Source organism: Winogradskyella maritima (genome assembly GCF_042650215.1).
In the GTDB taxonomy this organism is placed as follows: domain Bacteria; phylum Bacteroidota; class Bacteroidia; order Flavobacteriales; family Flavobacteriaceae; genus Winogradskyella; species Winogradskyella maritima.
This window is the reverse complement of record NZ_JBHSAT010000023.1, coordinates 18,800-38,858: the sequence shown is the minus strand read 5'-3', so window position 1 is coordinate 38,858 and position 20,059 is coordinate 18,800. Positions and strand designations below refer to the sequence as shown.

Sequence of the window (20,059 nt, the reverse complement as noted above, 5' to 3'; positions counted from 1 at the left end):
TCTAGTACTTAATGATGAAGTTGCCTAGCCAAGTAAACGCTACAAATAGTACTACTAAGGCTAAGGTAACGGAACCAAAAGAATAGCCGAGAGGTTGCCCAAGAATAGATATAAGCAAAATTAAACCTCCGTAAGAAAACCCTAATATTCTAGATTGATTGTGAGATGATAATGATGCTCTCGTTAGTGGTAAAATACTCGCCAAACATCCAATGCTCAAGAGTATCGGTAAATCTGAATCCACGACAAAATTGATACCATAGCTTGCCAATGATACAACCAATAAGGTCAATAAAATCTGCCCACTTAGTTTGGAGTTACGATCTAAGAGATATTTTCCATAGCTGTCCATGAGTAAAAGCATATTGGAAAGTGGTTCCATCAGCCAACTGCCAAGTGCAAAGAGCAAATAAATTATGATTAGAGGTACCGCTAAAACAGACAAGCCAGAAGCACTGATTGCTTTAAGGGCAAACCTGTAAATGACATATATACCAATAATAAATCCCCATTGATATTTATCAGACTTATTGCCGATCCAAAATGCGTATCTAAGATATAGATTGTAAATTTTGTTTTTGGCTTTTATTGCTGTCAGCATGCCATCCCTTGTGTAATCATCATTGGGGTCAATTTTGAGCGCTTCTTTAAAATGCTCTAATGCTTTTGGGATATTATTCGCTTCTAAAAAACTCCAGCCGGTGTTAGCGTGAGAATAAGAGTTTTCAGGGTTGTCTTGTAATATTGACTCAATCGTTAAAGCTGCCTCTTCTTTCTTGCCTAATTTTGTAAGTGCGGTGGCCCGGGCATTTAAACAAATTAGACTTTTTGCATATATGGAAAGACCGTCGTTGGCGAATTTTAAAGCAGTTTTAAAATCCTTTTTCTGGATATATACATAAGATTTGATGCCGAAATAATCATCTTCATATGGTGTTATGGAAATTGCTTCATCAATCAATTTTAAAGCTTGGTCTGAATTATTTTTGTTCAATTCTATATTGGCCAATAAGGAAAGAATACCGCTATGATTTGGTTGTTGTTTCCTTAATTCGTGACCAATTTTTTCTGCTTCAGAAATATGATCAACTTGAAAATAAGAATAGGCTAGTAAATATTGAGCATCAAATCTGTCCTCTTCAACAACCATGGCATCTTTAAGAAAAGGAATAGCATCAGAAAACCTACCCATGCTGTAGAGCTGCTCTCCTCTTTCTAAATTTGGATTACCATGCATTATTTTTTAATTTTTAAATAATGAAGTATGTCATCGTACAGTCCAGAGTCGTTGGAATAGAGTGCATAGTTTTTGGCAGAGGAAAACCACTCAGTAGTTGACGGTTTGGTTTTGGAAATTGCTCTCAAGACATCCTTGGTGGTCAATGGTTTTGGAATACCATCTTTAAAGGATTCTTCTAACTTAATTTCAATAGCTCTATCAACACTCGCAGCTATATCAGCTCCAGAAAATTTCTCTGTCTTTTTTGAGAGCTTTACAAAATCTAGAGAATCTGTCGGTTTATTTTTCAATTGAAGTTGAAAGATATTTTTCCTAGCATCAAGATCAGGTGGTGAAACAAAGATAATCCTGTCAAATCTTCCGGGTCTTCTAAACGCAGGGTCTATGAACCATGGGGCATTTGTCGCACCAATGACTAACACGCCATCATTATCACTTTCTAAACCGTCTAATTCTGCCAAAAATTGGTTGATAACCGTTCGTCCAGCTGTTTTGTTAATGTCATTTCTATTTGCGCCAAGAGCATCAATTTCATCAATAAATACCACACAAGGTTTATGTTTTCTGGCACTTTCAAATATTTCGTGTAGATTCTTTTCAGAATTACCAAGCCACATATCCAAGATATCATTGATACCAACGTTGATGAAATTGGCGTCAATTTCTCCAGCTGTTGCTTTTGCAATATGCGTTTTTCCGCATCCAGGAGGCCCATAAAGTAAAATACCTCCGCCGATTTTTTTGCCGTATGCTTTATAGAGATCTTTGTGCAAAAGAGGCTTGATAATTTTTAAGTCAATTTCCTTTTTTACATCGGTCATTCCTCCCACATCAGCGAAATTCAATCCTAAGTTTTTTATGATATTAATTGCATCAGAGTCTATAAAATCACTATCATTTGCGCCGTGGGATAACCTAAATAACGAATCGAGTTCTTCATCTGAATATTTAGGATCTAAACTTATAATCCTCTCATAAATTTCTCTGGCTTTTGAATTCTGATTTAAACGGATTAATGTTTTTGCATATAGTTCTAGATGAACTTTAGGACTATTTTCAGAAATCAAGGACTCTAGAATAACTTCCGATAATGTGAATTTGGACTGTTCAAAGTAGCATTTGGCTAATAGAATCTTATTTTCGTCAGTGTCTTGGGTTTTAAGTATTTCCTTTAAATGCAACTCAGCTTGGCTAAACTCAAAGCTATCCATATATAATTTGGCAATTTGACGCCTCAAAGCAATATTGCTTGGTGTTACTTCTAAAGCCTCAAGAAGATTGTTCAATAATTCGTTATTCATTCTTTGCTTTTTTACGCTTCCTCCATCGGTTAAAAATGGTAATACCCAAAATGAGTAATACAAATGGAATAAAGTAGGACGTACGCTCACCTTCACCACTTGCTGTGGTAAAGACACGATCCCAACGCACTTTCCAATTTTTTAAACCATCATTAATCCCATCAATACTAAACCAAATAAACACAGGTTTTCCGATAACATGATCAAAAGGTACAAAGCCCCAAAAGCGAGAGTCAATGGAGTTATTTCTATTGTCACCCATCATCCAATAGTAGTCTTTTTCAAAGGTGTAGTTTTGTGCGACTTCACCATCGATGTAGACTTTATTGCCTTTGGAATACGCAGAGTGTCCTTCATATTCTTGAATGAGTCGTTTGTAAATCGGTAAGTTTTCTGCGGTCAAGTCAACGCTTGTTCCTGCTTTAGGAATGTATATGGGACCAAAATGATGAATGTTCCAAGGATAGTTAGCGTCTTGTGGGAAATTCTGTGGTCGACCATAGGCATCACGTTCATAATAGTCTGTAGGAAGCACAGAACGCTCAATAGACGCAATTTCTGGATGAACCTTCAGCTTTTCAACGGCATCATCAGAAGCGGCGTAGATAAGGTATACCTCTGGGTCTTGGGTTCTTCCAAGTCCATCGTCAATATCAGCACGCTTTAACAGATCCATTATTCTATTAACATCAGCGTCAGACTCAATTGGTCGTTTAAATTTTACGTTATAAGCATATTGCAATTGTGCTCTGCCAGGCAATACATTCTTTTCGCCGTTAATATAGACCCATCCGTCTTTCAATTCTAAAGTGTCTCCAGCAATACCAACACAACGCTTTACCAAGTTGGTTTTTTTGTCAATTGGTTTGTAGTAGTTACGGTCTGGCCTAAAGTCATTCATGTCGCGCAAGGTATCCGCGGGCTGCCCAAAAACGACGTAATCGTTTCGTTCTATATCCTCAAAGCCTGGAAGTCTTAAATAGGGGAGTTGCAGCTTGTTTTTCCATGATTTTTCTCGCCTTTCATAACGGTCATCATACAAATAGGACTTCTTCTTAATAACAGGAATTGTATCATGAACCATGGGTGCTGCGACTAGCGTCATAGGTACGCGCGGTCCGTAATGAATTTTACTTACAATTAAGAAATCACCGACCAACAATGACTTTTCCAAAGACGATGATGGAATGACAAAAGGTTGAAAGAAATAGGTGTGAACAATTGTAGCGGCTACGATTGCGAAGAGAATGGAACTCACCCAATCGCCTGTTGCTGTCTTTGGTTTTAGATCTCTATTTTCGATGTATTCTACGTCTGCAACGTAATTCAGATAATAATTATAGAATCCTAGAGTCACTATCGCCAAGAAGGTGTCTAATCCAGAATTTTTCCCGAAGCTTCTTGCCGTCTCCACCCAAACAGCGGGTAACATAATTAGGTTAACAATGGGTAGGAAAATTAGAATCACCCAATACCAAGGGCGATTGATAATTTTCATGAGCATTACGGCATTATAAATCGGAATAAAAGCCTCCCAAGCTTGTCGACCGGCTTTAATGTATAATTTCCAAGTCCCTAAGCCGTGGATGATTTGTATAATGCAAAAAAAGATGAACCATTCTGTCCAAGTCATAATCTAAGTTTTGATAGGGTTGGCTATAAGAAGCAAACTATTTAAAATCGTTTCAGAATTTCCGCAAATTAACCAATGTTTAACACATCTTTCATACTGAAGACGCCTTTTTTATCATGAATCCATTCGGCTGCAACAATGGCACCTAAAGCAAAACCATTTCTGTTGTGGGCGGTGTGTTTTATTTCAATGCTATCGACTTCAGAATCGTAAATGATACTATGCGTCCCAGGAACACCTTCAATGCGTTTGGCTTCAATATGAAGATCTTTAGAATTAGGGTCTAAAGTCCAATTTGAATAATCTGAATTTTCAATAATAGCCTCAGCCAAAGTTATGGCCGTTCCGCTTGGCGCATCGAGTTTTTGAGTGTGATGGATTTCTTCAATCGAGGGCTGATAATCGTTTTGTTTTCCCATTAATTGCGCCAAAACACGGTTGACTTCAAAAAAAATATTCACGCCCAAACTAAAGTTGGAAGCATAAAGAAATGCCCCGTTTTTTGAAGTACAATGGTCAACGATGTCATTGTAATTATCTAGCCAACCTGTAGTCCCTGAAACGACAGGAACATTGGCGTCAATAGCGCTTTTGATGTTTTTCACCGCAGTATGTGGAAGACTGAAATCTATAGCAACATCCGCGTCTCCGAAACCCAAATGCTCAGTTTTACTATCCGCTTTTAAAGTAATCGTATGACCACGATCTAGAGCCAACTGCTCTATGATTTTTCCCATACGTCCGTAGCCCAATAATGCTATTTTCATCCTTAGAATTTAAAATTGAGCGTTAGTCCTAAGTCCGACGCACTTTCCAATTGGTTATAGCGAATATGAGGTCGTAGCGATAAATTCTCGTCGACATTGTATTGCAACAAATGGGCGTCGACGTTGGCGTCGATAATATTTAGTGCATAAAGACCAACAGTAACTAAGAGTGAAATATCTTTGTTTCTTCGGAATTGCCGTTGCGCCCTAATTAATCCGTCGTTGGAAATTAAAGGCGTTGGTCCGTTACCATAAAACTCATCATCTTTAAACCCTGCCAAACGTCGCTTGAAGGCGTCTCGATAACGGTTCAATTCATTATTGTTATCGATGTAAAAATAAATCCCTGTACCGAGCGCGGCGTAAACGATTGGGATTTTCCAATACTTTTTGTTGTAGGCCTGTCCCAATCCAGGTAGAATGGCTGAATAAAATGCGGCTTTAGAGGGTGCCAAAGGATCAATAGCTTCTCTAACGGTAGTATTGGTTTTTATGTTTAAATCCTCGGGTGTAGCAACAACCGTACTGTCTGGAGTTTGTTGAGAATAACAAAGCATGGATAGGCAAAATGCCAGACATAAAACAAAGAAACGGTTATTTGGCACTTTTTATCAATTTGAGAATACGATTGAAATCTTCTTCAGAATGAAACGGAATGGCAATTTTACCCGTACCGTTACGTCCCAATTTAACGTCTATTTTGTGGCCAAAGTACTCCGAAAATTCCTTAACACCTTTTTTAACGTATTTTGGCATTTGTGGTGCGTCTGGTTTAGAAGCAGAAACTTTACCATCCGTTATTTGTTTCACTAAGGCTTCAGTGGCTCTTACCGAAAGTTTGTTACTAATGACTTTTTCGTAAACCTCAAGTTGGTCGATCTGGTTTTCAATATTAATCATCGCGCGTCCGTGACCCATGGAGATAAATCCATCTCGCATTCCGGTTTGAATAATAGGGTCTAATTTCAACAAACGTAAATAATTGGCAATAGTACTACGTTTTTTACCCACTCGCTCACTCATCTGTTCTTGCGTTAATTGAATTTCATCAATTAAACGTTGGTAAGACAGGGCAATTTCTATGGGGTCTAAATCTTGGCGTTGTATGTTTTCCACCAAAGCCATTTCCAGGGATTCTTGGTCATTCGCAATACGTATATACGCCGGAATGGTTTTATTCCCAATTAATTTTGAAGCCCTAAAACGACGTTCTCCAGATACCAATTGGTATTTGTTGAAGGCCATTTTTCTAACTGTGATTGGTTGGATAACGCCCAACTCACGAATGGAAGAGGCCAATTCTCGAAGTGTTTCTTCATTGAAATTGGTTCGTGGCTGAAACGGGTTCATTTCAATATCTGAAATATCCAATTCAACTATATTACCGACGACCTTGTCTGCATTTTTATCTTCAGCAGACTTTATATCGTTATCGGGATCTTTCAACAAGGCCGAAAGCCCGCGTCCCAGTGCTTGTTTTTTTGTTGCCTTCGCCATTACTTATCGTTCTTTTTGATAACTTCTTTCGCTAAGTTCAAATAATTCGCTGCGCCTTTACTGCTCACATCATAGTTAATGATACTTTCGCCATAACTCGGGGCTTCCCCAAGACGTACATTACGCTGGATAATGGTGTCGAATACCATGTCACTAAAGTGTTTCTGAACTTCTTCCACCACTTGATTGGATAGGCGTAAGCGCGAATCGAACATCGTTAGGAGCATGCCTTCAATATCTAAATTGACGTTGTGTATTTTTTGGACACTTTTTATAGTATTCAACAGTTTACCTAGGCCTTCCAAAGCAAAATATTCACATTGAATAGGAATGATAACTGAATCTGCGGCTGTCAGTGCATTTAGGGTTAATAAGCCTAAGGACGGTGCGCAATCAATGATAATGTAATCGTAGTTATTCTTAAGCTCGGTAATCGCTTTTTTCAGCATATACTCACGCTCTTCCTTGTCTACCAATTCAATCTCTATGGCTACCAAATCAATATGTGCAGGGATGATGTCCACGTTAGGCGCATTGGATGCTCTGACGGCCTCTTTGGCTTCAACGGTATGCTCTAAAACTTGGTACGAGCCTATTTCAACAGCATCAACATCAAGTCCTAAACCAGAGCTGGCGTTGGCTTGAGGATCTGCGTCAATAAGCAGGACTTTCTTTTCTAAAACACCCAAAGAGGCCGCGAGATTTACGGAAGTCGTAGTTTTACCGACACCGCCTTTTTGGTTGGCAATTGCTATTATTTTACCCATTAATCGATTTGGAATATTTAGGGTTTAAAAATACGATTTATTATGAGGATTGAAAGCCGATTTGTTAACATTCGGTCAACAAAAAAGAGTGGCGAAATGGCCACTCTTTTTTGAATTTTAATTATTGATTTTTTACTTTTCAGGCATTAAAACCGCTCTTAAATACCCTTTTGAAAGGTACTTTTTAGCTACATCTTGAAGGTCGTCTCTGGTCAATGCATTCACATTTTCTTCGTACTCTAAGACATTATCCAGGTCTGAATCATTATAGTCCGCACTTCTGATGGTATTCAACCAAAAACGATTTTGTTCCAATTGATCCTTTCGTGATAAAAGCTTGGCTTTTTTTACTTTATCTAGATCTTCTGCCGTTGGGCCCTCGTCAATGAGTTTTTGGACTTCAGCAATAGAAGCATCAATCAGCTTATCGACGTTTTCTGGTGCACATGGGAAGGAGATGCTAAAGTTGTAGCTTCCGTAAGGGATTTTAGAAATAGAGCCTCTTGCTCCAGCGCCATAAACGCCACCTTCTTCTTCTCTTAATTTTTCAATTAATTTTATGCTCAGCGCTTCGGCTAAAGCATTTAATGCACGTGCTTCGTCCGCATCGTATTTTGTCTCTCCCGACCATTGTAAACTCACTTGACTCTTTGGTTCTGTTCCTTTATTAAAGATGAATTCGTTTGAGCCAGTCTTTGGTCTAAAACCAGGAACTTTATACGTTTCTCTTTTATCCGTAGCTGGAAGGGAAGCGATATAAGTTGATGCCAAGTCGGCAATTTGGGCTTCGTCCACATTACCTACAAAGTAGAAATGGAAATCACCTGCATTGGCAAAACGCTCTTGATATTTTTTATAGGCCAAATCGTAATTGGCATTGTCTAAATCTTCAGCAGATGGTAAGCCTGAATATCTTGGGTTGCCTTCATTTAGAAATTTGCCTAATGCAATTTGAAACGAAATATTTGGGTTGGATTCAAGATTCCCCAAAAACGCTTTTTGTTTGCTTACAAAAGAGGCAAAAGCTTCATCGTCCTTGTCTAATTTTGTAAAGTATAAATGAATCATTTGAAACATAGTTTCAAAATCTTTAGGGGCTGCTGAACCATTGAAATTCTCACTGTAGGCACCGATTGAAGGCCTGACATTCACGATTTTACCAGACATCATTTTGGTCATGTCATTTTTCTTCAGACCGTCGATACCAGCTTCCGTTAAGCCGCCGTTGGCATAGACTACCTCTTTGAATACGTCATCCGGGTAGAGTGATGAGCCACCATAACTGAAGGCACTCATTAGGATTTCGTCGTTTTTAAAATCAGTTTTTTTGTAGGTGACTTTTGCACCGTTGCTTAGGGTTAAGGTAGTGGTTTCAATCAATTCACCTTCATCATTCACTTCTTTCTTAGCCACAGTTCCCTTAGCTGGTTTTACGGGCATTAATTCTGCTCTGACCGCTTCATCTTCATAATCTTTAATATCAGCGTTTTTAACTTCGTCTAAAAGATCGACTACTTCTTGTTCCGTGACTTTGGTCAAACCGTCTTTCTTTGGTCCAGTCATCACAACTAATCTATTATCGTCATGCAGATATTTTGCAATCAAGGCATTGACTTCGGATAAAGAAATCGTTGGAAAAACATCCTTAGCGTAATTATAGCGCCATTCTTCGGACGGAATTGGACTTTCCCTCAAGAAATTTTGAACATAACTATTCACGATTCTATTCGATTCAAGTTTATCGCTGTTTTTGTAAAAGTTTTCTAAACGCGCAAGGTTATCTTTTTTGGCACGTTCAAATTCTGAAGCTTTAAAACCATAACGTTTTACACGTTCGTTTTCTTCCAGCAAAACACGTAAGGCATCCATTTGTCCTGTCTCTTGGGTTTGCGCAAACGACTGGTAAGCTTCCTTATTACCGATGATCTGTCCGTGATAAGAAAACCCGAAAATAAATGGTGGGTTTGGCTTGTTACTATATTCTCTCAAACGGTTATTTATCATTTGATTGAATAAGCCTTGCACTAAATTGTCTCTGTAATCTTGAACCGTTTTGGTTTTTTGAGGCTCACCTTTGTCCTTATAATAAATCTGAACCTGACTGGCCGTAGCTTCTTCGTCCCACTCGATGGCAACAAAAGTGCCCTCGTGATTTTCAGATCCAAATTCTGGTCGTGGTTTAGGGTTTTCGGGATTGGTCAATCCACCAAAATTATCTTTAATCTTTTGTTCTAATGTTTCTACATCTAAATCACCAACAGCAATAACGGCCATTAAATCCGGGCGATACCAGTCGTCTTGAAAACGTCTTAAACTTTCATATTTAAAATTTTCCAAATTATCCTTGGTGCCAATTGGAAGACGCTGTGCATACTGTGATTTATAGGCAATTTTATCCAAATACTTGTTCTGCATCCGTGTTGCTGCGCCCAATCGGGTACGGTATTCTTCAATAACCACACCGCGTTCTTCGTCAATATCCTTATCAGTCAATAAGGCATTACCTGCCCAATCGTTTAAAATCTGAAAGCCTTTATCTAACTTTTCAGGATCGTCACTAGGAATAGGAAGAATATAGACCGTTTCGTCAAAACTGGTATAAGCATTAAGGTCCGCTCCGAATTCAATACCAATGCCTTGTAAATAATCTACAAGTTCGTTTTTTTCAAAATTTGCCGTACCGTTAAAGTTCATGTGCTCCATAAAGTGAGCCAAGCCCAATTGGTCTTCGGTTTCTAAGATAGAACCGGCCTTTATGGCTAATCGTAGTTCTACTTTGTCTTCGGGTTTTCCGTTATTCTGAATGTAATATGTCAGTCCGTTAGATAGCTTTCCAATTTTTACTTTTGGAGTAATCGGAAGATTGTCGGAAGGAACGTTCCCGCTCGACTGATTTTCAGGATTCTTTTTTGTTTGGGCATTTGCTGTAAAAACAAAAGCCACAAGAAGCAAGGTTAGGCTTGTAAGCCTAAGATTCATTTTTTTCATAGTTGATGATTGAGTTTTGTACTATCCGAAAGATACTACAAAATTAGAGCTATGCTGTTAAGAAAACTAAAAAGTTAGTTTAATCAATAAGAATCTCCAAAATCTGAATGGCAGCCTCACTGATTTTTGTGCCAGGACCGAATACTGCGACTGCACCGGCATCAAATAAAAATTGGTAATCTTGTTTAGGGATAACACCACCAACGATAACCATAATATCGTCACGACCGTAGGCTTTTAGTTCTTCGATCACCTTTGGCACCAATGTTTTATGGCCTGCAGCTAAAGATGAAACACCCAAAATGTGAACATCGTTTTCTACCGCTTGTTTTGCGGCTTCTTCGGGTGTCTGAAACAGCGGGCCGATATCTACATCAAAGCCAACATCTGCATAGCCAGTAGCAACGACTTTTGCACCACGATCGTGTCCGTCTTGCCCCATTTTAGCAATCATAATACGTGGGCGACGTCCATCTTGCTTAGCAAATTGGTCGGCTAATGCTCTCGCATTTTGAAAGCTCTTGTCATTCTTAATTTCTTTGCTGTACACGCCTGAAAAGGATTTTATTTGCGCCTTATAACGTCCAAAAACGCTTTCTAATGCGTCGCTGATTTCGCCCAATGTGGCACGTTCCCTCGCTGCATTTACGGCTAAAGCTAATAAATTTTCTTGTCCTGTTTTAGCAGCATCCGTCAATTTAGCGAGTGCATCTTGAACATTTTTGGTGTTCCTTGAAGCCTTTACTGACGCCAGACTTTCAAGTTGTTGATATCTAACCGTTTGGTTGTCTACTTCTAGAATATGAAGTGGGTCTTCTTGGTCCAATTCATATTTATTGACGCCAACAATAATATCCTGACCAGAATCTATCCTCGCTTGTTTTCTGGCGGCCGCTTCTTCAATACGCAATTTTGGGATTCCAGCTTCAATGGCTTTGGTCATGCCGCCAAGTTCTTCTACTTCTTCGATTAAAGACCAGGCTTTTTCGGCTATATCATGGGTCAGTTTTTCGACATAATAACTACCGGCCCAAGGATCAACCGTTTTGGTAATATGGGTTTCATGTTGTAAGTATATTTGTGTGTTTCTTGCAATGCGTGCTGAAAAATCGGTAGGAAGTGCAATCGCTTCATCTAGCGCGTTCGTATGCAAACTTTGTGTGCCTCCAAAGGCAGCGGCAGAGGCTTCAACACAAGTTCTGGCCACATTGTTAAATGGGTCTTGCTCTGTTAAACTCCAGCCCGAGGTTTGGCAATGTGTTCGTAACGCCAACGATTTTTGATTTTTCGGGTTGAATTGCTTTACCAACTTAGCCCAAAGCATCCTAGCGGCGCGCATCTTGGCGATTTCCATAAAATGATTCATGCCAATGGCCCAAAAGAACGAAAGGCGAGGGGCAAAACTGTCTATGTCCATACCAGCCTCAAGTCCTTTTCTTATGTATTCCAATCCGTCCGCCAAGGTATACGCCAATTCAATATCGCAGGTGGCACCAGCTTCTTGCATGTGGTAGCCAGAAATACTGATACTATTGAATTTCGGCATGTTTTTGCTTGTGTATTCAAAAATATCCGAAATGATTTTCATAGAAGGTGTTGGCGGATAAATGTAAGTATTCCTTACCATAAATTCTTTCAGAATATCATTTTGAATGGTTCCTGCCAAGTCTTCAGGCTTTACGCCTTGTTCTTCAGCGGCCACAATGTAAAAGGCCATAATCGGCAATACGGCACCGTTCATGGTCATGGATACGGACATCTTATCCAACGGAATTTGGTCGAATAGTACTTTCATGTCCTCTACAGAATCAATGGCAACACCAGCTTTTCCAACATCGCCAACGACACGCTCATGGTCGGAATCATAGCCTCGATGTGTTGCTAAATCAAAGGCGACAGACAACCCTTTTTGGCCAGCGGCCAGATTGCGTCTGTAAAAGGCATTGCTTTCTTCAGCCGTTGAAAATCCTGCATATTGGCGAATGGTCCAAGGGCGACGTACGTACATGGTAGAGTAGGGCCCTCTCAAATTGGGGGCGATACCAGCTACAAAATCCAGATGTTCTAGATTTTTGATATCATCGGGAGAATAACATTGTTTAATATCAATATCCTCGGCACTTTTAAAGGTAGCATTTGAAATAATATCAGCCTGAGCAATATTAGATTTTAAAGCAATATGTTGAAGATTCTTCCGTCCCATTAAAAGACCATTTTTTGAATGTATGGGTCAAAATCCACCAAGTCTCTGGTGGTTAAATTAATCATCACGGTTTTGTCGTTGGAAGAAATGAAGTATCCTGTTTGATGGTATGACGTTTTCGTTTTGGTATTGTCCACTTTAAAAATGGCCTTAAAAACCTCTGCACTTACACCAGCACTATATTTTGCTGTTACTTTTATAACGTTAGTGTTTTTGTCTTCGAGAAACTCTTCTTGATTCTTTCTAATGAGTGACAATAAGTTGGTCGCATCCTTTCTTGAAATCGGCGTGTAGGGAATTGTATTTGCCGTATAAGTTGAACCCGAAGCTTCATCAAAAAACAGGTAAAAATTACCGTCCATTGTGCGTTGTTCTTTGAGTCGTTTCAGCTCCGCATCTAACTGCTTTTTCGGAGCAATTTTTTTAAGGATTTGTTCATACTCATAAGCTGATAATTTTTTGAAACCATCTGGCAAAACAATCTTAATACCATCTTCATTGAGGTAGTGCGTTGAGCCGATATTTTCGGAAGTTGGAGCAGGGTTTGTTATGTCGTCAATGTCTTTTTCTAAATCTTTACAGGACAATGCGGATACTGCCATAAAAATGGCCAAAAAAGGCACTATAGATTTTTTCAATACCATGTTTTATTCGTCTTTTAATCTTTTGTATTCCAAAGATTCAGGTAATCTTTTCTGAATAATTGGTTGAATCAATGTTTTTCGTTTTTCAAATTTAAGAAACGGTGACTTTTCTAGGTCGTTTTTCATCTTATCTTGTGGATTCGGATGTTTATTTGTGCCTAAAAGTGTTAGCTTTCCTGAGTTGAATTCAGACTGTTCTTCACGTGCAGATTCGCTAATTTTCTTTTGAATTGTTCCATCTTTCAACTGACTTAAAAATCCGCCAGAAGCTTCAATCGACTTGAAAATATCTAATGCTTTTTCAGCAAGTTGTTCAGTCAATTTTTCAATGTAATACGACCCGTCTGAAGGGTTATCTACGGCATCAAAATAACTTTCGTTTTTAAGAACTAAAAGTTGGTTTCTAGAGATACGATTCCCGAACTCATTTGGGTTGTGGTAAAGCGCGTCATACGGCAAATTACAAACCGTGTTTGCACCACCTAAAATGGCACTCATACATTCGGTTGTGGTGCGCAACATGTTCACATTATAATCGTAAATGGTCTTATTTCTTCGACTTGGGGTAGCGAATATTTGACACGCTTCATTGGCATTATATTCTGAAGCCAAGGTCGCCCAAAGTTGCCGAAGTGCTCTGAGTTTTGATATTTCAAAAAAGTAATTTGAACCGACGGCAACATTGAAAATAAAATTAACGTCCTCCAGTTTTGTTCCGTTTTGCTCAAAATGATTTAAATATTCATTGGCGTGTGCCAAGCTGTATGCCAATTGCTGTACCATAGTGGCACCAGCATTTTGATACAGGCCCAAACTGATACTGACCGTTTTTGTTTTAGAAACTATAGTTTCAAACTTAGCATGGTCGTCCTTTAAATTATTATACCAGTTACCGGTCTCTGCCAGATGGCCAATGATATCTGTGTGTAAAATGCAATTTTTGAGTGTTGCACATGCATCTGCTATGGTTTCAGAAAGGCCATTGAATTTGATGTGAATATCTATATCTTCAGATATATTTCTACATAATTCTGAGATAGATATATCTTCGGACTGTACTTCAAACAAAATGCTTTCGGCACCACGATTGATGGCATCTAAGGCTTCTTTATTGGCTGTGTTGGTATCATGGACTTCGATGGCTTGACAAATACTCCAACGCGTCGCCTTTGTGTTGGTCGGTGTTGGTAGCGATTCAAAATCATCAGAATGGTAAAAAGGCTTTACATCAATACCTTCGGGTGTTTTCCAGATTAGGTCATCATTATAGTCAGCACCTTTAAGGTCAACCTGAATCTTCTGCTTCCACGCTTTTGCTGAAACGGGATTAAACTCATCAAACAGTGTTTTACTCATCTTTTTTCTGTTTGGCGATACTGTCTTCGTATTCTATGATGTAGATATCTTCGTTAGGTTTCTTCATGTAATAGGTCTCACGTGCCATACGCTCCACACCGTCGTCGGTACTCAATTCCTTAATGGCTTTTTTGTCCTTTGCCATTTCGCTTCGGTAGTAGGCTTTTTCATTTTCTAGGGCGTCAATATCCTGATTTAGGTCGTGATGAAGGAGCCAAGAGTGAGCATCGAAAAAAATCATCCAAACCGCAAAGCCTATAAGGGCCAGAACAAAGATGTTCTTAAAAGGTTTAAGGTATTTTTTGTTCAATTTGGCCATTATAAACGCTCGTTGATGATGGTTTTTACAATTTCAACCGCAACAGTGTTGTATTTATTGTATGGAATGATGATATCCGCATATTCTTTCATGGGTTCTATGAACTGCTGATGCATCGGTTTTAAGGTGTTTTGATATCGGGTCAATACTTCGTCAATATCACGTCCGCGTTCGGAAATATCACGTTTTAAACGTCTTATAAGGCGTTCATCACTATCGGCATGCACAAAAATCTTGATGTCAAAAAGCTCACGGATTTCAGGATTGGTCAAGATTAAAATTCCTTCAACAATAACTACATTTCTCGGTTTGGTTAAAATGGTGTCTCCTGTGCGATTGTGCTTTACAAAGGAATAAACGGGTTGATTGATAGACTTGCCGGCACGTAAATCCGCCAAATGTTCTACGAGTAAGTCAAAATCTATAGACCTTGGATGGTCAAAATTGATTTTTACACGTTCCTCATAGCTCAGGTGAGATGTGTCTTTGTAATACGAATCTTGTGATATCACTACCACTTGACCTTCGGGCAACTCGTTGACAATAGTATTGACTACGGTCGTTTTACCGCTTCCTGTTCCGCCCGCAATTCCGATAATAAGCATTAAAACGTCTTAAATATTATGCGACAAAGTTAAGGAAAGCGACGGTATTATTTCTTGATTTTTGAAACTTCTGCCTCGGTAACCATTTCCCCAAAATCATTGCCCCAAGAATGGTTGATGTAGTTCATCACATCTGCAACTTCATCATCTGCTAAACCCATCGGAGCCATGACATTGTTGTAGGTTTGACCATTTACAGTGATTTCACCTTTCATCCCGAACTTAATGCCCTTAATACTTTCTTCTTGTTTATTTTGAAGATAATCCGAACCTGCCAATGGAGGATAAGTGCGTTTTACGCCCATGCCATTTGGTAAGTGGCACGAGACGCAGAAATCGTTATAAACAGCTTTTCCTCTGGCAATACTGGTTTTAAGATTTTGAGCGTCATCTGATGATACAACACTAAGGTCTTTGTCATTTTTACAGTTGAGAAACAACACAACACAAGATGCAATAGAGACTACTGCAATTAGAGATTTCTTTATCATTGATTACGATTTAGGAACAATTTTTACGATACCCACACCTTCTAAACTTGCATAAATAAATCCATCGGGTCCTTGCTTAACGTCTCTTACACGGCCTTCGCCTTCAATCAGTTTTTCGCGTTTGGTAACTACGTTATTTTCTATGACGAGGCGTTCGATATATTCAAATTTTAGGGAACCCACTAAAAGATTGCCTTTCCAAGCTGGGTATTTATCTGAAGTGACAAAGTCCATACCGCTTGGTGCGATACTCGGCACCCAATAAAATAAGGGTTGTTCCATGCCTTCCATTTCTGTTTTGTCCGTAAACGAAGTACCGTCATAATTAATGCCGTAACTAATAACTGGCCAACCGTAGTTTTTACCTTTTTCCACTACGTTTATTTCGTCACCTCCGCGCGGGCCATGCTCATGTACCCAAATTTTCCCGGTTTCGGGATGTTTTACCATACCTTGAGGATTTCTGTGGCCGTAACTAAATATCGCTTTTTTAGCGTCGGCGTTATCAACAAATGGGTTGGATTCCGGAATACTACCATCGTCATGCAAGCGGTACACTTTACCACAGTCGCGCGTGATGTCTTGCGGATTCACATCACGATTACCACGGTCGCCAATGGAGAAATACATAAAACCTTCATCATCAAACCGAATACGAGAACCAAAATGCTGACCACGTTTAGAATTCGGTCCAGCCTTATACAATTGTTCAACGTCGGTTAAGGCTGTGCCGTTTAACCTAGCACGGATGATAGCGGTATTACCGCCATCTTCTTCACCTTCTTCTGAAGCGTGCGAAATGTAAATCCAGCCGTTATTTTCGTAATCAGGGTGTAATTCTACATCCATCAATCCGCCTTGCCCACGAAGGTATACATCTGGAAGACCATCTATAGTTGTGGTTTCTCCATCTTTAAAGTGGAGAAGCTCTCCGGCTTTTTCGGTAATAAGCATACCGCCATCGGGTAGAAAAGCCATGCCCCAGGCAATGTTTAAATCAGGAACAACGACCTCAATATCATAGTTAACCTCAGTTGGTTCATCAGCTGTAACAGTAGATTGCGTTTGCTGTGCACAGGCGCTCAATGCTATGATGCATATAAAGAATAAGACAAATCGATGTTTCATGATGCTCAGGATTTAAAGGTTAAAGTTAACCATTATTTATGGAAAACGATAGCTAAGATTTATCCCAGAAAAATAATTTATGGGTAATCCAGGATAGTAGTATCGTGGTTGATTGTTGCCAAAAGCCCGAGCGTTAATCAATAATTGAGATGCATATTTTTCATTGAAAAGATTGTTGATGCCAACGAATATATTCAAATTGAAATCTTGAAGGATGTCTTTTTGAAACCCGATTTTAAGATTGGTTAAGTTATAAGCATCCGAATAAATGGAATTTGAATCGGTAATCGGCATCTCGCCGACATGCTGATAATTAATATTCCCGTATATTCCGAATACTGATGAGACATCCACCCCAAAATTGAAAACTTGGTCAGGAACGCCCGTTAACTCATTCCCTGAAAAATCAGTGTCGCCATCGATGAAACTTTTAAACTTGAAGTTGTTTAGCGTGTATGTTGTCCAAGCAGTCATTTTGAAGTTTTCATTGTTAAGAACCTTCCAATTTAGTAGTGCTTCAAATCCATCGTGTTTTGTTTCTCCAGCGTTGATGCCAATGAATTGGTCTTCGGCCACACGCCTTGATACAAGCAGATTTTCGATGTCTAATCTAAAGACGGTAACATCAAAATACAACCTGTTTTTTAGAATAGAACCTCTTAGTCCAAGGTCGTAATTCCATCCAATTTCGGGTTGTAAGTCGGGATTTATTTGTCCATCTGGCAAAAAGGTTTCAGCAAGTGTAATAGGCGAGAATCCTCTGCTAATATTGGTATATGCTGTCACTGATTTTGAGAGCTCTTGCGACACACCGAGTTTTGGGGACAAAATACCGTTGAATTTAAACTCACCCGATTGGTATGGATTTCCTTCTGAAGTCGGAAAACGGTCGTCTAACGTATATTGTGTTTGGTTGTAATTTAATCCTGCGACGATATTAGTTGTCGGTGTGGCTTCAAAAAGTACTTCGGTAAAGAGGTTGTAATAACTTCGCTTTTCTTTAAAGTTTGAAAGGTTGTCACCTTGCACAGAACCTGTTCCTACTGGGAAATCCTGATATAAATTTTCAAAGGTTTTTGAGGTGTAATTATCCTTGAAATATTCACCTCCTAATGTGTATTGCAATTTGGTCTTTTCAAAATTAAGTTTTCCTAGAAGCCTAGATCGCAGGCCAAAACCATTGGTGTTTTCTTCCAAAATATTAAAAGGGCGAGGCTCGTAAGCTTCCCGAGTTGAGCCAAAAACACTCGTAATATGTTTGAGGTTGCTTTTATAATTATGAGTCCAATTGGCGCCGATAATAAAACGTTGTGAGTCTTCAAAGCCTTGCGCTTGGCCCCAAGTAAAGGCGGGTTTGGTAGGGTCATTTTGAAAATCATCCAGACTTAAAGAACTTGGGATAAAAGCTTTTAAATCTACATAACTCGCCAGTACTGATATCTGATTGTTATCGTTGAAGTAATGGTCTGAAAATAGGTTGATGGTCTGTCTGTTGTAATCATTGTTGTCCCGATAACCATCACTCTTTGTTGAACTGTAAATGGCTTTTAAACTGTTGGTTTGATTAGCTAAATTATAGTTGAGCACATATTTTGAAAGCCCAAAAGAGCCAAAGGAATACTCGGCATTGGTGCTTTGAGAATTAAATTCTAATGGATTTGGAGATAATTGAATAGTCCCGCCCAAACCTGCACCGAAACCGTTGAAGGACGCACCTTTTACAATTTCAATTTTTCCGATGGAGGCCAGTTCAAAATCCTCGATGGTGGTGTCGCCATTGCCATTGGTCAACGGTATATCTTTGAAGTAAGCTCTTATTTTTGAAGTGCCGAAAAGGTTCCGTGCTCCGATGCCTCTAATTGTAATACGGTTTGTGTTCAGCGCTCCCGATTGCATAAATACGCTAGGAACACGATTTAGGGCTTCATTGAAATTGATGTTATTCCCTCGTTCTAGGTCAGCTTTTGAAATAACCGAAGTCGCCACGATAGACTTTTTTAGGGCTTGCGGAATAACACTAGAATTTACAATCACAGCATCCAAATTCTCGGGTTGTGGTTGTAGCTCTACGGTAATGAACGCTGGGGATTGAATGTTTATCGATTTTGTGACGTATCCGCTACGTTGGAATTTATATGTCCCGAAATCATTCAAACTAAAACGGCCATTAGCATCACTGCGGGACACTTGTCTGTCATCTTTAAGTATCACCACGTCAGATAAAGGTTCGTCATTTAGGACTTCTGTAATTTTTCCTCGTATTTCGGTTTGAGCATTGAGACTTGAGAAGCTAGCAAACAGTATGAAAATGAGTAGGTAATAATTAAAAAACGAAGTCTTGATGAGGCGTACTATTTTTTAGATGAATCTTATTGCTAAAGTAGATAATATCTCTATATTTGCAATCCTAATTTGATAACCATTTCGGGGTGTACCACGCTAAACGTGGCAAGTCTCACCAAAATGGTTATTGCGCCGTCCCGAAGCTTCGGGAGGACGCGGAGGTCGTCACGCTAGAGGCGTGACCACCCAAAACTATGGATTATGTAGTTTACATATTATATAGTGAGAAACGTTCAAGATATTATGTGGGTCAAACACAGGATATCGATGATAGATTGATAAGACACAATAATGGACTAGTAAAGTCCACTAAATCACGTGCTCCTTGGACTCTTAAAGTGACTATTTTAGTCGAAACACGGTCTGAAGCACTGCTTTTGGAAAAGCGAATTAAAAAACGTGGAGCCAAAAGATATTTAGAAGATAACCAATTCGGGGTGTAGCGTAGCCCGGTTATCGCGCCGCGTTTGGGACGCGGAGGTCGCAGGTTCGAATCCTGCCACCCCGACAAAAAAAGCCAACATTTGATATTGTTGGCTTTTTGTATTTAGGGATGTCAAAAGATTTTTATTGAGTAAAGACATCAAATAGGATATAAGAAGTTAATCCTAATTTTATAGCTCTAAAAATACTCAAAGTGGATACCAGATGCAATCACAGCAATAATTAAAATTACTAATGCAATGATTACAAAGGTGGCTGTCTTTTTTGTTTTTTCATCTTTTTGAAGAATATAGTCTCTGCGTTCTTCGTCGTCTTCTTTTACAAATTTCATAG

Annotated in this window: 18 protein-coding genes and 1 tRNA gene; 2 read left to right on the top strand and 17 right to left on the bottom strand. The window is 39.2% G+C overall.

The window, feature by feature from the left end; genetic code table 11:
• Position 1 precedes the first annotated feature (1 nt).
• The 16 genes from ACFOSX_RS13265 to ACFOSX_RS13190 form a co-directional block, all read right to left on the bottom strand.
• Complete coding sequence (locus ACFOSX_RS13265) at positions 2-1,237, bottom strand: tetratricopeptide repeat protein (protein ID WP_386102119.1); 1,236 nt, start codon at positions 1,235-1,237, stop codon at positions 2-4.
• Positions 1,237-2,541 (bottom strand): AAA family ATPase, encoded by a 1,305-nt coding sequence (locus ACFOSX_RS13260; RefSeq protein ID WP_386102116.1) that lies wholly within the window; start codon positions 2,539-2,541, stop codon positions 1,237-1,239. Before ACFOSX_RS13260 ends, ACFOSX_RS13265 begins: the two co-directional genes overlap by 1 nt.
• A complete protein-coding gene (gene lepB / locus ACFOSX_RS13255; RefSeq protein ID WP_386102113.1) occupies positions 2,534-4,174 on the bottom strand; it encodes a signal peptidase I in 1,641 nt (546 codons plus the stop codon). The genes ACFOSX_RS13260 and lepB overlap by 8 nt, the downstream gene beginning before the upstream one ends.
• 68 nt (positions 4,175-4,242) lie before the next feature.
• Positions 4,243-4,941, bottom strand: coding sequence for a 4-hydroxy-tetrahydrodipicolinate reductase (dapB, locus tag ACFOSX_RS13250; protein WP_386102110.1), 699 nt, complete (start codon positions 4,939-4,941; stop codon positions 4,243-4,245).
• Positions 4,942-4,943: 2 nt separating this feature from the next.
• Positions 4,944-5,498: a DUF5683 domain-containing protein gene (locus ACFOSX_RS13245; RefSeq protein WP_386102107.1), complete on the bottom strand. Its 555-nt coding sequence runs from the start codon at positions 5,496-5,498 to the stop codon at positions 4,944-4,946.
• A gap of 37 nt (positions 5,499-5,535) precedes the next feature.
• Complete coding sequence (locus tag ACFOSX_RS13240) at positions 5,536-6,438, bottom strand: ParB/RepB/Spo0J family partition protein (RefSeq protein WP_386102104.1); 903 nt, start codon at positions 6,436-6,438, stop codon at positions 5,536-5,538.
• The gene (locus ACFOSX_RS13235) at positions 6,438-7,205 is read right to left on the bottom strand and encodes a ParA family protein (RefSeq protein ID WP_386102101.1); all 768 of its coding nucleotides are present in this window, start codon (positions 7,203-7,205) and stop codon (positions 6,438-6,440) included. The genes ACFOSX_RS13240 and ACFOSX_RS13235 overlap by 1 nt, the downstream gene beginning before the upstream one ends.
• 132 nt (positions 7,206-7,337) lie before the next feature.
• Entirely contained in the window at positions 7,338-10,193 is a 2,856-nt protein-coding gene (locus tag ACFOSX_RS13230) for a M16 family metallopeptidase (protein ID WP_386102098.1), read from the bottom strand.
• Between the two features lie 79 nt (positions 10,194-10,272).
• The gene (scpA, locus tag ACFOSX_RS13225; protein ID WP_386102095.1) at positions 10,273-12,396 is read right to left on the bottom strand and encodes a methylmalonyl-CoA mutase; all 2,124 of its coding nucleotides are present in this window, start codon (positions 12,394-12,396) and stop codon (positions 10,273-10,275) included.
• Positions 12,396-13,034, bottom strand: coding sequence for a hypothetical protein (locus tag ACFOSX_RS13220; RefSeq protein ID WP_386102092.1), 639 nt, complete (start codon positions 13,032-13,034; stop codon positions 12,396-12,398). The genes scpA and ACFOSX_RS13220 overlap by 1 nt, the downstream gene beginning before the upstream one ends.
• Positions 13,035-13,043: 9 nt before the next feature.
• On the bottom strand, positions 13,044-14,396 hold the full coding sequence (locus ACFOSX_RS13215; RefSeq protein WP_386102089.1) for a methylmalonyl-CoA mutase subunit beta: 1,353 nt from the start codon (positions 14,394-14,396) through the stop codon (positions 13,044-13,046).
• Complete coding sequence (locus tag ACFOSX_RS13210; RefSeq protein ID WP_386102086.1) at positions 14,389-14,715, bottom strand: FtsB family cell division protein; 327 nt, start codon at positions 14,713-14,715, stop codon at positions 14,389-14,391. Before ACFOSX_RS13210 ends, ACFOSX_RS13215 begins: the two co-directional genes overlap by 8 nt.
• On the bottom strand, positions 14,715-15,320 hold the full coding sequence (gene udk, locus ACFOSX_RS13205) for a uridine kinase (protein ID WP_386102083.1): 606 nt from the start codon (positions 15,318-15,320) through the stop codon (positions 14,715-14,717). Before udk ends, ACFOSX_RS13210 begins: the two co-directional genes overlap by 1 nt.
• A gap of 47 nt (positions 15,321-15,367) precedes the next feature.
• Positions 15,368-15,811, bottom strand: coding sequence for a c-type cytochrome (locus ACFOSX_RS13200; protein WP_386102080.1), 444 nt, complete (start codon positions 15,809-15,811; stop codon positions 15,368-15,370).
• A 3-nt stretch (positions 15,812-15,814) separates the two neighbouring features.
• Entirely contained in the window at positions 15,815-16,939 is a 1,125-nt protein-coding gene (locus ACFOSX_RS13195; RefSeq protein ID WP_386102077.1) for a PQQ-dependent sugar dehydrogenase, read from the bottom strand.
• Positions 16,940-16,975: 36 nt separating this feature from the next.
• On the bottom strand, positions 16,976-19,153 hold the full coding sequence (locus ACFOSX_RS13190) for a TonB-dependent receptor family protein (protein ID WP_386102074.1): 2,178 nt from the start codon (positions 19,151-19,153) through the stop codon (positions 16,976-16,978).
• Positions 19,154-19,476: 323 nt separating this feature from the next.
• Here ACFOSX_RS13190 and ACFOSX_RS13185 point away from each other — a divergent pair, with 323 nt between their 5' ends.
• Entirely contained in the window at positions 19,477-19,725 is a 249-nt protein-coding gene (locus ACFOSX_RS13185; RefSeq protein WP_386102071.1) for a GIY-YIG nuclease family protein, read from the top strand.
• Positions 19,716-19,790: transfer RNA gene (locus ACFOSX_RS13180), tRNA-Pro, on the top strand. Before ACFOSX_RS13185 ends, ACFOSX_RS13180 begins: the two co-directional genes overlap by 10 nt.
• 114 nt (positions 19,791-19,904) lie before the next feature.
• On the opposite strand, the gene ACFOSX_RS13175 is transcribed toward ACFOSX_RS13180, so the two are convergent.
• Complete coding sequence (locus ACFOSX_RS13175; RefSeq protein WP_386102068.1) at positions 19,905-20,057, bottom strand: hypothetical protein; 153 nt, start codon at positions 20,055-20,057, stop codon at positions 19,905-19,907.
• Positions 20,058-20,059 lie beyond the last annotated feature (2 nt).